This window comes from Modestobacter sp. URMC 112, assembly GCF_053502575.1.
Map to the genome: position 1 here is coordinate 1,609,935 of NZ_CP199957.1, position 13,560 is coordinate 1,623,494.

A 13,560-nucleotide genomic window follows, 5' to 3' on the forward strand; every position below is an offset into this window, starting at 1 on the left:
GATCTCCTCTGTCGGCGCGCGGCCGTGCTGGGCGCGGACGGACCGCGCGGTGCGAGCTGTGGGTGCCCCGGCCACCGGGACCGGGCGGAGCGGTGTGACCTGGGTCATCCCGATGGACGGCGACAGTAACGAGAACGGATCGCCCTGCCAAGCCCGACCTCGACGCATCTCGACCGATCGGCAGCGATTTTCGATACGAATGTGGCTCCCAGGGTTGACAACCGTCCCTGCGCTGACATGCTCCTACGAAATCCAAGGAGGAGTGACCTGTGACACAGCCTGAGCAGCTGCGCGACGATCTCGCCGAGAAGGGCGTCCAGTACGTCTTCGGCTGGTACACCGACGTCGACGGCGTGCCCAAGAGCAAGTGCGTCCCCGTCGCGTCGCTCCCGTCGATGGCCAAGGGCTCCGAGCTCTACACCGTCGGGGCGCTGGAGGGGATGGGCGACCTCGGCCCGCACGAGGACGAGTGCGCCGGCATGCCCGACCTGGACCGGCTGACCGTGCTGCCGTGGGACCCGCGCTTCGCCCTGGTCCCCACCCGGCTGCACTTGCACGGCGAGCCGTACGACCAGGACGCGCGCAACGTCCTGGTCCGCCAGGTCGACGCCGCCGCGGCGGCCGGCTTCCTCGCCAACGTCGGCATCGAGCCGGAGTTCTACGTCGTCCGGGAGACCGCGGACGGGTGGCAGCCGCTGGTCCCCAGCGACAAGGTCAACGCCCCCACCCGCGGCTACGACCTCGAGGCGACCATGCTCGCCGAGCCGTTCCTCGGCCCGATGGTGCAGCACATGAACGCGCTGGGCTGGGGCGTCTACTCCTTCGACCACGAGGGCGGTGACGGGCAGTACGAGTTCAACTTCGACTACGCCGACGCCCTCACCATGGCCGACCGGATGGTGCTGTTCCGGCTGATGGCCAAGCACGTCGCCCGCGAGCTGGGCTGTGTGGCGACGTTCATGCCCAAGCCGTTCCAGGACGACTTCGGGTCCGCCGCGCACATCAACATCAGCCTCGCCGACCTGGACACCGGCGAGAACGTCTTCGCCCTCGGCGACGGCACCCCCGCCTACAGCGACGTCTCCCGGCACTTCGTCGCCGGCGTGCTCGCCCACGCCGGGGCGATCAACGCCGTCATCTGCCCGACGGTCAACTCCTACAAGCGCTTCACCAGCCAGGGCTTCATGGACGAGATGTCCTGGGCGCCGGTGCACCGGGCCTGGGGGGAGAACAACCGCACGCTGATGTGCCGGATGCCGGTCAACCGGCACTGCCTGGAGGTCCGCACCGCGGACAGCGCGGTCAACTACCACCTGGGCATCGCGATGGTGCTCGCCGCCGGGCTGGACGGCATCAAGCGACAGCTGGACGCCGGCGAGCCGATCAACCGCGACACGTACAAGCTGACCGCGGAGGAGCTGGCCGGCTACGGCGACCTGGCGCTGCCGGCCACCCTGGACGACGCCCTCGACCAGTTCGCCACCGACGACGTCGCCAAGGAGGTCTTCGGCCCGGCCTTCCACGCCACCTACCTGGCGCACAAGCGGCGGGAGGCGCACGAGTACCGCTCGGTCGTCACCGACTGGGAGACCCGCACCTACCTGCAGCGGCTCTGAGGCCGGGATGACCGTCGAGCAGAGCACCGTGCTGGACCTGCCGCCCGCCGTGGAGGAGCGGCGGCAGGCGGCCAACGCCGAGGCGCTGGCCAGGCTGACCGGCGCCGAGCCGGTCCTGGTCGACGTCGCCCCGGCCGGGGACGTCGTCCCCGGCATGACACCGGACACCGTCCTGACCTCCGGGCCGCCGCTGGACTGGGCGGACTACACCGGCGGCCAGCGCCGCGCCGTCCTCTACGCCGCGCTGTACGAGGGGCTGGCCGCCGACCTCGCCGAGGCCGAGGCCGCCGTGGCGGCCGGCCGGATCCGGGTGCGCAGCACCCAGCAGCACGCCTGCATCGGCTCGGTCGCCGGCATCTACACCGCCTCCATGCCGGTGTTCGTCGTCCGGGACGAGACCTCCGGCGCCACCGCCTTCTGCAACCTCTACGAGGGCGAGAGCCGGCACCGGCTCAACTACGGGTCCTACAACGACGAGGTGGTCGCCGGGCTGCGCTGGCTGCAGTCCACGATGGCACCGGTCCTCGCCGAGGCGCTCCGCCTGGGTGGCCCGGTCCGGCTCAAGCCGCTGATGGCCCGCGCGCTGCGGCTGGGCGACGAGCTGCACAGCCGCAACACCGCGGCGACCCTGCTGCTCACCCGGGAGCTCACCCCGGCGTTCCTCGACCTGGACCGGGGCGAGCGGTCGGCCGCCGTCCGGGAGGTGCTGCGCTTCCTCACCCGCAACGACTACACGTTCCTGCGGGTGGGGATGGCGGCGGCCAAGGCCACCGCGGACGCGGCCCACGGCATCCCGTACAGCAGCCTGCTCACCGGCATGGCCCTCAACTCCCGGGAGTTCGGGATCCGGGTCAGCGGCCTGGACGACGAGTGGTTCCGCGGCGAGCACCCGCGCCTGGAGGGCCGCTTCTTCGACGGCTTCACCGCCGCCGACGCCGAGTGGATCGGCGGGGAGAGCTGCGTGACCGAGACCGTCGGCCTCGGCGGGTTCGCCCAGGCCTGCGCCCCGACCCTGCAGGCCTACCAGGGCGGCACGGTCGCGGCGATGCGGGCCAACAACGAGGCGATGTACGCCATCACGGTGGGGGAGCACCCGGACTTCCTGCTGCCGCCGCTGGACTTCCGCGGGTCCCCGGTCGGGATCGACGTCTTCGCCGTGCTCGCCACCGGGGTCACCCCGGTGATCGACGGCGGGCTCGCCGGCCGGGACGGCGGCCAGATCGGCGCCGGCGTGCTCCGCCCCGACCTCGACTGCTTCGTCGACGCAGCGACCGCCTACCGCCGGCGCCACGCCGACGGCTGACCCGTCCGCCCGGCGGTCTCCCCGCCACCCGGGCCGGCCCGACCCGCACCGCCGACCCGCACCGCCGCCCCGGCAGCTCCCCCGCCGGGACACCCCGTCCCGCGCCTGCCCGATGCGTCCTGTCCTGTTCGCCAGCTCCGGTCCACACCCAGGAGAACCCGTGGCCACTTCTGACCCCGTCCGCCAGGTCCCCGCAGCGCCCGAGCCGGGTCCCGGCGAACCGAACGGTCCGGCTCCGGACGGCGGTCGGCGCCTGGCCCGCGGCAGCATGGGCCCGCTCGAGCTGACCTTCTTCGTCGTCGCCGCGGCCGGCCCGCTGCTGATCGTGGCCGGCTACGCGCCGCTGGCCTTCATGATCGGCGGGCTCGGCGCGCCGGGGGCCCAGCTGGTCGCGGCGCTGGTGCTGCTGCTGTTCGCCGTCGGGTTCACCCGGATGGCGCTGCGCATCCGCAACCCCGGGGCCTTCTACTCCTACATCGGCCGCAGCCTCGGCCGGCCGATGGGCGGCGGCGCGGCCGTGATGGCCCTGGTCGCCTACTCGACGATCGCGGTCGGGCAGCTCGGCGCCATCGGCTCCTTCGCCTCGGGCACGGTGAGCCGGCTGGCCGGCGTCGACCTGCCCTGGCCGCTGTACGCCTTCGCCGCGCTGGCCATCGTGGCCGTGCTGGGCCACCGGCGGGTGTCGCTGAGCGCCAAGGTGCTCGGCGTCGCGCTGCTGTGCGAGGTGGGCATCCTGCTCGTCCTCGCCGTCCCGGTGCTCGTGCAGGGCGGCCCCGAGGGCTTCAGCTTCGGGGCGTTCGCGCCGTCGGCCGTGTTCGCCGGTGGTGGCACCGGCGCGATGTTCGCCATCGTCTTCGGGGCGTTCATCGGGTTCGAGTCCACCGCCATCTACGCGGAGGAGACCCGCGACCCGGCCCGGACGGTGCCCCGCGCGACCTTCATGGCCATCGGCTTCCTGGGCATCTTCTACACGTTCATGGCCTGGATCGCGGTCATCGCCTTCGGCCAGTCCGCCGTCGTCGACGTGGCGACCGCCGACCCGGTGGGGATGTTCTTCGCCGCCACCGAGCAGTACGTGGGGCACTGGGCCACCGTCGTCATGGAGGTGCTGCTGGTGACCAGTGCCTTCGCCTCCACGCTGGCGTTCCACAACACCGCGTCGCGGTACTTCTTCACCCTCGGGCGGGAGACCCTGCTGCCGCGCCGGCTGGCCGCGGTCCACCCGGTGCACGGGTCCCCGTACGTGGCCAGCGCCGTGCAGGCCGCCATCGGGGTGGTCGTCGTGACGCTCTTCGCGCTCGGCGGCTCCGACCCCTACCTGGGGCTCTTCCTGATCATGGTCGCGCCGGGCGTCCTCGCGGTGATCGTGCTGCAGGCGCTGTGCGCCGTGGCGATCATCGTGTACTTCCGGCGCTCCACGCCCGGCGAGCACCACTCGGTCTGGACGACGCTGGTCGCGCCGGTGGTCGCCCTCGTCGGCCTCACCGTGGCCACCTGGCTGGTGGTCCGGAACTTCGAGCTGCTCACCGGGCGCACCGACTGGGTCAACGTGCTGCTGCTGGCGGTGCTGCCGGTGTCCTTCGCGGTGGGGCTGGTGGTCACCCAGGTCATCCGGCGACGGGACCCGCAGCGTTACCGCTCGCTGACCGAGACACGGATCTACTGATCACCGCCGGTCACGGACGGCGACGGAGGGCTCCTACGCTGTGGTCATGAGCCGCCGCATCCCCCTGCCCTCGGGCAACGGCCACGGAGAGGACACCGGCCCCGGTGGGGCGCCCCGCTCGCTGATCGACGAGACCGACCGCGAGATCCTGCGGGTGCTGCAGGTCGACGGGCGGACCAGCAACACCGAGATCGCCCGCCGGCTGGGGGTCACCGAGACCACGGTCCGCAAACGGCTGGCGACGATGCTGGAGAACGACCTGGTGCAGATCCTGGCGGTGCCGACACCGAAGCTCGCCGGCCTGACCGTGTCGGCGCTGCTGGGGATCTCGGTGCAGCTCAGCGCGCTGCAGCGCGTCGCCACGGCGCTGAAGGAGCGTCCCGAGGTCCGCTACTGCGGGGTGTCCGCGGGCCGGTACGACCTGATGATCGAGGCGTTCTTCGCCGACCACGAGCACCTGGTCAGCTTCTCCACCGACGTGCTCGGCACGATGGAGGGGATCACCGGCGTCGAGACGTCGGTGATCCTCAAGATCGAGAAGTTCTCCTACGAGTGGCAGATCCCCTGACCACCTCCCGTCGTCCCCGCGGGGACGACGGGAGGTGCGTCAGCCGCTGACCACGCCGGACGCCGTCTCGCGGAGCCGGCCGGTGACGGTGGTGGCGGCCAGCACCGACTCCAGGACGGCGACCTGCGCGGCCGTGCGCCGCCGGAAGCCGAACACCTCCAGCGTCGCGGCGAACAGCTCGTCCCGGGTCATCCCGGCGCTCGCCCGGCACAGCGCCACCATGGCGTTGCCGATCTCCTCCGGCGCGACCTGCTCCATCGGGCGCTCGGCGTCCGGGTCGCGGCGGAATCCGGTCCAGGTGCCGCAGTCCAGCTCCGCCGGCCAGACCACGTCGCCCACCCGCAGCTCCGGCGGCACCAGCGCGGCGAGCGCGTCCAGCCGGGACCGGACCACCCGGGTCAGCCCGAACGCCCCCGCGGTCAGCCGGGCCAGCCGGTCGACGTGCACCGGCCCCTCGGCCGCCACCCCGGCCAGCATCACGGTCCGGACCCGCTCCGCGCCGCGCGGGTTGGCGATCCGGTCCAGCAGCTCCCTGCCGCCGGCCGGTTCCGGCGTCCACGGGACGAACGGCTCCTCGCCGTCCAGCCCGCGCACGGGCTCCGTGGGCGGCGCCGGGGCGGTCCGCTCGGCCGGCGCCTCGTCGTCCGGTGCCGACTTCTCGGCGTCCCCCGCGTGCTCGAGCCCGAAAACGCTCGTGGTGGGCTCGTCGGGGGTGGGGGCGCGCGGCGGGGGAATAGCGGGGACGGCGGTGGCGGCGACCAGGCGGTCGAGGACGGCGTCCGGGTCGGCCAGCCACTCCGGCAGCCACACCCGCTGCACCGCCGGCCAGCGCAGCATCCCGGCGAGCACCTCCACCGGCAGGCCGTCCCGGTCGCCGACCGTCCGCCGCCGCGCCCAGGCCGGCCCGTCCAGCAGCACCGCGAGCACCGGCTCGTCGGGGGCCTCGGCCCGCGCCACCGACAGGTCCACCTTGAACTCCGACAGCCCCACGTCGGTGCGGACGACCAGCCCCCGTTCGCGCAGCGCCCGGGCGACGTCGTCCCGGTGCCGGTCGGGCACGGACACCGGCCGGGTGTCCCGCGGCAGCGCGTCGGTGCCCAGGGCCGCCATGTCCAGGTAGGCGCGCAGGTGCTTGATCCCGACCGACGACGTCTCCTCGGCCCGCAGGGCGGCCGGGTCGAACGAGGAGAAGACCACCACCTGCCGCCGGGCGCGGGTGATCGCCACGTTGAGCCGCCGCTCGCCGCCGGCCTTGTTCAGCGGCCCGAAGTTCAGCGGCAGCTGCCCGCGCTCGTTGGCGCTGAACGCGGTGGAGAACAGCACGACGTCCCGCTCGTCGCCCTGCACGTTCTCCAGGTTCTTCACGAACAGGCCCTCGCCGTCGGTGCGGTCCAGCGCCTCGACCAGCCGCTCGTCCCCTGCGTCGCGCAGCAGCGACTCGATGAGCGACCGCTGCTGGGCGTTGAACGTGACCACGCCGATCGAGGGCGTCGCGTCCGGGGAGGCGGTGGAGCGGCGCCGGATCTCGGCCACGATCGCCTCGGCCTCGACCGGGTTGGTGCGCAGCAGCGCGCCGGCGCCGGACCGGTGGAACACCCCGTCCACCCGGACCAGCGAGACGCCCCGGCCGTCCGGGCCCGGGGTCGGCTTCCCGTGCACCGGTGCCGGGAAGGAGGACAGCCGGTTCTCGTAGTACTGGCCGTTGCTGAAGGCGATCAGCGACTCGTCCTGGCTGCGGTAGTGCCAGGACAGCCACTGGCGCGGCACCCGGGCCTGCACGCACTCGGAGAGGATCGACTCCTCGTCCTCCACCGCCGTCGCCAGGTCGTCGTCCAGCACGTCGTCGTCGGAGCCGGACGACGGCTCGGCGAACGACGTCGGCGGCATCTGCCGGCTGTCCCCGACCACCACGGCGGCGTCCGCCCGGCCGAGGGCGCCGACGGCGTCGGCCACCCGGATCTGCGAGGCCTCGTCGAACACCACCAGGTCGAACAGCCCCGCCCGGGCGGGGAAGAACCGGGCCACCGAGTCCGGGCTGACCAGCACGCACGGCATGACGGCGGTGATCAGGTCGCCGTACTCGGCGAGCAGCGCGCGGACGCCCAGCCCGCCGCGCTGGCGGCCCAGCTCCCGCTGCAGCGCGCCGATCCGGCCGCCGCGGGCGGCGGCGTCGAAGGTCCGCGACGCCACGACCGAGGCGGGCAGGGCCGCGGTCAGATGGGCGCGGACCGCCCGCGAGGCGGCGGTGAACCGCGCCACGGCGCGGTCGTGCACCGGCGCGTCGAACGCGGCCAGGCCGGTGGCCGCCTCCCGCTCGGTCACCGACGCCAGCGCCAGGCCCCGGTCGAAGGAGCGCACCGCGTCGTCGGCCGGGACCTCGCCGGACAGCAGCGCGGCCCGGGCGTCGGTGAGCCCGGCGGCGCGCAGCGGCTCCAGCCCGGCGAGCAGCTCCAGCCACCGGCGCAGCGAGGGCAGCCCGGGGGTGGAGGTGGCCCGCTCCACCCGGGTCGCCGCCCACTGCACGGTGACCCCGGTGTCGCCGGCCCAGCCGGCCAGCGCCGCGGGCGTCGTACGGCAGGCGGTGACCAGCCGGTCCAGCGCGTCGGCGATGCCGGTGACCCGCTGGGCCCCGGCGGGATCGGCGACCGGTCCGGCGGCGAGCAGGTCCCGCAGCGCGCCGGGGAAGCCGTCCCGGCCGTCGACCGCGGCGCCGGCCCGGCGCAGCCAGCCGGCCTGCCGGTCGACCAGACCCGGGTCGGTCAGCGGGTTCCACGCCGGCGGCACCTGCAGGCCGGGGACCTCCCCGGCGCGGCGGCCCAGCTCGCGGGCGGCGGACTGCACCTGCAGCAACGCGCCGGTCAGCGCCGGCACCTGCCTGGGCTCCACCTCCGCGCCGGGGCGCAGCACGCCGGCCAACTGGTCGCGGACGGCGGTCAGCCGCTTCTTCCGGCCGAACCAGCCCGACTGCGCGGCGTCGGTGGCGGCGGCGTGCACGTCGGGCAGCGGGAGGTCCAGCGCGGCGGGGGTGGCGACGTCCAGCCCGGGGTGCGGCGCCGCGGCGAAGGCGGCCACCTCCGCCGAGAGCGCGCCGGCCGCCGCCGCCCAGCGCGGCGTCCGCACCTCGTCGAGGACCTCCAGCCCGACCGGCGGTCCGGTGAGCAGGTCGGCGAGCACGGCCAGGTCGTCCGGGGTGCGGGCGGTACGCAGGGCCGGCACCAGCCGGGGGTCGACCGGGTCCGGGCCGATGGCGTCGTTCAGCCCGAGGGAGGCCTGCTGCACGGCGTCGACGTCGACGTCCGCGGTGTCCACGAACGCCCACGGGTGCCCGGGCCGGGGCCGGGCCAGGTCGGCGACGTCCGGCAGCCCGGCGAGGGCGCGGCGGACCGCCGCGGTGGACTCCGCGGTCAGCCCGCCGACGTCCGCGGCGTCCACCGGCAGCGCGGGCACCGCGTCGCCGGCGGTGAGCACGCCGGTGTGCGCGCTGTAGAGCGAGAGGCCCGCGGCGTTGGGCTCGTGCAGCCGGGAGGCGTAGCGGGCCAGCGCGCGGCGGGCCGACCGCAGGTCCTCGCCGTCGGCGGTGAACCCCTGCTCGTCGACCCCGACGGCGTGCTCCAGCGCGGCGCGCACCTGCGCGCGGACGACGACCGGCCGGCTGCCCTTGTCGTGCAGGTCGAGGGCGAACGGCCCCATCCCGACCGCGTCCAGCCGGCGGGAGACCACGTCGAGGGCGGCCCGCTTCTCGGCCACGAACAGCACCCGCTTGCCGTCGGCGACCGCCCGGGCCAGCAGGTTGGTGATGGTCTGCGACTTGCCGGTGCCGGGCGGGCCCTCGAGCACGAACGTCTGCCCGGCGGCGGCCGCGGCGACGGCCTGCAGCTGCGAGGCGTCGGCGGCGACCGGGACCTGCCCGGCCAGCTCGTCCAGGTCGACCGCGCCGGCCGGGGGCGCCGGGTCGGCGAACGGCTCGGTGGGGGCGTGCACCAGGTGCGCGACCAGCGGGTTCTCCGTCAGCGCCGCCCAGTGCTCGTCCAGGTCCTTCCACAGCCGGAACTTGGCGAACGCCAGGATGCCCAGGTCGGCGGTCGGCTCGACCCGGTGGGGCAGCCCGTGGGTGGCCAGCGCGACCCGCATCGCCTGCAGGGCGGCGTCCAGGTCGATGCCGGCGCCGTCCGAGCTCGCGTCGGCCAGGCCGGGCACGGTGAGCCCGTGCACCTGGCGCAGCTTCTCCAGCAGGCAGTAGTTGGGTGTGCTGGTCCCGGACTCGTCGAGGGACAGCCGGTAGGCGCCGGTCCGCGACGTGGGCTTGAGGACGACGGGCACCAGCACCAGCGGTGAGCGCAGCGGTCGGCCGTCCAGCTCCCAGGCCAGGCTGCCCAGCGCGAGGTACAGGTTGTTGGCGCCGGTCTCCTCGACGACGGTCTTGGCCTTGTAGGCCAGCGCCCGCATCCGGGCGAGGTAGCCGGCCTCGGGCACGTCGACGTAGAGGCCGCGGCGCTCCAGCAGGAGCCCGGCCAGCTGGTCCTGCGGCAGCTCCCGCGCCGAGCGCAGGCCGCGCTCGCGCTGCACGGCGGCGAGCTGGTCGCTGGGGAGCAGGGTGATCGCCGTCCCGGCGTTGACCATGTCCTCCAGCGCGGCCAGCTGCGCGTCCGGGACGGTGAGCGCCAGCCCGGAGCGGGCGGTGTGGTTGATCAGCCGGTTGCGCAGGCTGAGGTCGAGCAGCGCGTTCTTCCACTGCGCGATCCGCGGCGGTGCGGCGTCCCGGGCCCGACCGGGATCGGGAGTGGCGCCGTCGGGGACCTGGACCGGCGCGCCGGGCGCCGCGGGCCGGTACTCGACGACGTGCACGGTGCCGTCGGCGTCGCGGGTGCGGGCCGGGAGCGGCAGCACGCCGTCGCGGCGGGCGCGGTGGACGTCGGTGACGCCGATGACCCGGTCCAGGTCGCCGGTCAGCCAGGCCGCGTACGCCGGGCGGTGCAGCTCGTCGAAGCCGGCCGGCTCCGCGCGGGTGGTCAGCAGCGTGGTCTCGACCAGCCGGACGAGGCCCAGGTCGAGCAGGTTGACCAGGCTGGCGACGTCGGTGGTCGCGCTGCTCTGCGCCGCCAGCTCTTCCCGCCAGTAGCCGAGGAACGCGTGGCCCTCCACCAGCCAGAGCAGCGGCCGGACGCCGGCCTGCTCCAGCGCCGCGGCGAGGACGACGACCAGGTCCAGGCAGGTGCCGGCCCGGCCGTCGAGCACCTCTTCGGGGGTGCGCACCTTCTGCCCGGTGTCGGCCCAGCTGGCCGGCGGCTCGCTGTACCGGACGTCGCGGCGCTGCACCGCCTCGCACAGCGCGGCGACGATCGCGTCGACCCGCTCCGGCCCGGCCTGGTAGCCCTGCACCGACGGGCTGCCGGTGCGCTCGCGGAGCAGCTCGGCGGCCTCGCCGACCAGGGTGGTGACCGCCGGGTGGTTGGGCAGCACGTGCGCGGCCAGCATCTCCAGCGCCAGCGACAGCGGGGTGGCCAGCCACTGCGCGGCGGCCAGGACGACGACCGGCACGCGCGCCGACCCGAGCACCTGCCCGCCGGACTCGACGGACACGGTGAGCCAGCCGGGACGGCGTTCCTCCACCTGCAGCATCGCCGCCGGGTCCAGCCGGAGCCCGACGTCGGTGAGCACCGTGGTGCGGCCGGGGTCGACGTCGGCCAGCAGCTCGACCGGGGCGCCGATCGGTCCCTGGGCGTCCCGGACGCCGACGTGCACGCTGGCGTTGCGCAGCGGGGCACCGCTGCCGGTCAGGGTCAGCTGCGACACCACCGGGACGCCGTTGTGCGCCAGCGCGTAGCTGAGCACCGGCACGGAGGTGACCTCGACGGTGACCCGGGAGGCCGGCACCGCCGCGTCGACCGGCTCGAGCTGGAGGTCCGCGGTGTCACCCATGCACCCTGTCTACCGGCAGCCGGCGACGGCCCGGTGGACGTCGGCCGACTGCTGTGGCGGGTGGGGCGGCCGACGATGAGTTCCGGGCCCGCCCGGGGTCTGGAGTGCCGGAGCCCGTCCGACCTCGGAGGAACGCATGACGCAGACCAGGTTCGCCGCCGTGTGGCAGCTGCTGGAGCAACAGGTCGCCGACGGCCGGTTCCCCGGTTGCGTCGCGGCCGTCCGGCACGCCGGACACACCGAGGTGCACCCGGTCGGCCGGCTGGCCGTCGACGGGGACGCGCCGATGCGGCCGGACACCCTCTTCCGGATCGCGTCGCTGACCAAGCCGTTCGGCGGCGTCCTCACCCTCGGGCTGGTGCACGACGGCGTCCTGCGCCTGGACGACGACGCCACCCGGTGGCTGCCCGAGCTGGCCGACCTCCGGGTGCTGGCCGACCCGGACGGCCCGCTGACCGGCACCGTCCCCGCGGAGCGGCCGGTCACCGTCGGCGACCTGCTGTTCATGACCGCCGGCTTCGGCATGCGGATGGCCGCCTCGCCGCTGGCGCACGAGATGTGGGTGCAGGAGGTCAGCCCCGGACCGCTGGGGCCGATGCTCCCGCCGGAGGAGTGGCTCGCCCGGCTCGGCCGGCTCCCGCTGTACGCCCAGCCGGGGCAGGGCTGGCAGTACCACACCGGCAGCGACGTCCTCGGGGTGCTGCTCGGCCGGGTCACCGGCACGAGCCTGGGCGACCTGATGGCCGAGCGGGTGACCGGGCCGCTCGGGCTCACCGACACCACTTTCTGGACGCCGCACACCGACCGGCTCGCGCCGTTCTACGCGCCCGGGGACGGCGGGCTCGAGGTGGCCGACCCGCCGGACGGCGTCTTCTCCCGGCCGCGGGCGTTCGACTCGCTCGGCGGCGGGCTGGTCTCCACCGCTCCGGACGTGCTCGCGCTGCTGGCCGCGCTGGCCGACGGCGGGGCGCCCGTGCTGGACTCGGCGTCGACCCGGCAGCTGACCACCGACCGGCTCACCGACGTCCAGCGCGCGTCGGCGCAGACGTTCCTCGGGCCCGGCCGGTCGTGGGGCGGCAACGTCGAGGTCACCCTGGAGCCCACCGACCCGTGGACGACGCCGGGACGGTTCGGCTGGGTCGGCGGCACCGGCACGACCGGGTACGTCGACCCGGAGCTCCACCTGGTCGCCGTCCTGCTCAGCCAGCGGATGATGACCGGCCCGCACGACGGACCCGACGCCTTCTGGGCCGCGGTGCACGACGCGGTCGCCGGGGGCTGATGGTCGGTCCGGTGCCCGACGGGCGGGAGGACGGAGGTCGGGGTAGGAAGGTGCGCCCGACGTCGTGCGCCCGCCAGGAGGACCCGTGCCCCAGCCCCGTTCCCGACCCCGCGGTCTGGGCCGGCGGCTCGCCGTGCTGGCCGCCGCGCTCGGTGTCGCGATGGCGGGCCTGACCGCGGGGCAGGCCGCGCAGGCGGCCCCGGCGGCGGGTGGCGCGCTGCCGCGGCTGGCCGCCACCGGCACCTACGTCACCGGCATCTCCTCCGGCGGGTACATGGCGACCCAGCTGCAGGTCGCCCACTCCAGCCGGATCAAGGGCGCGGGGGTGTTCAGCGCCGGCCCGTACTGGTGCGCGCGGGGCAACGTGGGCATCGCGCTGTACGGCTGCACGGTCGACACCGTGCCCACCGACATGGCGGCGATCTACGCACAGACCGACCAGTACGCCCGCGACGGCAGGATCGACCCGCTGTCCGGCCTCGCGCGGTCCCGGACCTACTTCTTCCACGGCACGCAGGACCCCACGGTCGTGCGGTCGGTGGCCGACAACCTGGCCGCCTGGTACCGGCACTACGGCGTTCCGCTGACCTACCGCAGCACCACCGCGGCCGGGCATGGCTGGATCAGCCCGGTCGGGCCAGTGGCCTGCGGCGAGACCGCGGCGCCGTACATCAACAACTGCCCGGGCTACGACGCGCAGGCCGACCTGCTGCGGACCATGTTCGGCTCGGTCAAGGCCCCCAACCCCGGCAGGCCGCGGGGGCAGGTCACCTCGTTCTCGCAGGACCGGTACGCCGTACCCGCGACCCTGGGCAACGGTGACCTGACCCAGTCCGGCGCGCACGCGATCGGCATGGGCCGCACCGGCTACCTGTACACGCCCACGTCCTGTGCGGCCGGGGCGAAGTGCCGGATCGTGGTCGCGCTGCACGGCTGCCAGCAGACCGCGGACCAGATCGGGACGACGTTCGTGGAGCGGTCCGGGCTCAACGCCTACGCGGACACGAACGACTTCGTCGTCCTGTACCCGCAGGCCACGCCGCAGAACGGCCTCATCGTCAACCCCAAGGGGTGCTGGGACTGGTGGGGCTACCTCGGCCCCGCCGACGTCGACTACGCCACGAAGAACGGCCCGCAGATGCGGACCGTGATGAACATGGTCACCGCCCTGGGCGGCTGACCGCCGCCCTCGGCGCCGGCCGGCGG

At 74.8% G+C, this 13,560-nt stretch carries 7 protein-coding genes; 6 read left to right on the forward strand and 1 reads right to left on the reverse strand.

Features of this window, described 5'->3' with window-relative positions:
• The first annotated feature begins 269 nt into the window (after positions 1-269).
• From ACWIX6_RS07645 to ACWIX6_RS07660, 4 genes are all read left to right on the forward strand, one after another.
• The gene (locus tag ACWIX6_RS07645; RefSeq protein ID WP_448616241.1) at positions 270-1,616 is read left to right on the forward strand and encodes a glutamine synthetase family protein; all 1,347 of its coding nucleotides are present in this window, start codon (positions 270-272) and stop codon (positions 1,614-1,616) included.
• Positions 1,617-1,623: 7 nt separating this feature from the next.
• Complete coding sequence (locus ACWIX6_RS07650) at positions 1,624-2,919, forward strand: DUF1116 domain-containing protein (protein ID WP_448616242.1); 1,296 nt, start codon at positions 1,624-1,626, stop codon at positions 2,917-2,919.
• Positions 2,920-3,079: 160 nt separating this feature from the next.
• Positions 3,080-4,585 carry an APC family permease gene (locus tag ACWIX6_RS07655; RefSeq protein ID WP_448616243.1) on the forward strand — a complete coding sequence of 502 codons (1,506 nt, stop codon included), beginning with the start codon at positions 3,080-3,082 and terminating at the stop codon, positions 4,583-4,585.
• A gap of 46 nt (positions 4,586-4,631) precedes the next feature.
• Complete coding sequence (locus ACWIX6_RS07660; RefSeq protein WP_448616244.1) at positions 4,632-5,153, forward strand: Lrp/AsnC family transcriptional regulator; 522 nt, start codon at positions 4,632-4,634, stop codon at positions 5,151-5,153.
• Positions 5,154-5,192: 39 nt separating this feature from the next.
• Here ACWIX6_RS07660 and ACWIX6_RS07665 read toward each other — a convergent pair whose 3' ends face one another.
• Complete coding sequence (locus tag ACWIX6_RS07665; RefSeq protein ID WP_448616245.1) at positions 5,193-11,072, reverse strand: DUF4011 domain-containing protein; 5,880 nt, start codon at positions 11,070-11,072, stop codon at positions 5,193-5,195.
• Positions 11,073-11,208: 136 nt separating this feature from the next.
• Here ACWIX6_RS07665 and ACWIX6_RS07670 point away from each other — a divergent pair, with 136 nt between their 5' ends.
• Both ACWIX6_RS07670 and ACWIX6_RS07675 read left to right on the forward strand, forming a co-directional pair.
• On the forward strand, positions 11,209-12,354 hold the full coding sequence (locus ACWIX6_RS07670; protein WP_448616246.1) for a serine hydrolase domain-containing protein: 1,146 nt from the start codon (positions 11,209-11,211) through the stop codon (positions 12,352-12,354).
• 85 nt (positions 12,355-12,439) lie between these two features.
• Positions 12,440-13,534, forward strand: coding sequence for an extracellular catalytic domain type 2 short-chain-length polyhydroxyalkanoate depolymerase (locus ACWIX6_RS07675; protein WP_448616247.1), 1,095 nt, complete (start codon positions 12,440-12,442; stop codon positions 13,532-13,534).
• Positions 13,535-13,560: the final 26 nt, after the last annotated feature.

Coding starts and splice junctions, on each gene's coding strand:
- ACWIX6_RS07650 (WP_448616242.1), top strand. CDS start 1,624: ATGACCGTCGAGCAGAGCACCGTGCTGGACCTGCCGCCCGCCGTGGAG.
- ACWIX6_RS07665 (WP_448616245.1), bottom strand. CDS start 11,072: ATGGGTGACACCGCGGACCTCCAGCTCGAGCCGGTCGACGCGGCGGTG.
- ACWIX6_RS07670 (WP_448616246.1), top strand. CDS start 11,209: ATGACGCAGACCAGGTTCGCCGCCGTGTGGCAGCTGCTGGAGCAACAG.
- ACWIX6_RS07660 (WP_448616244.1), top strand. CDS start 4,632: ATGAGCCGCCGCATCCCCCTGCCCTCGGGCAACGGCCACGGAGAGGAC.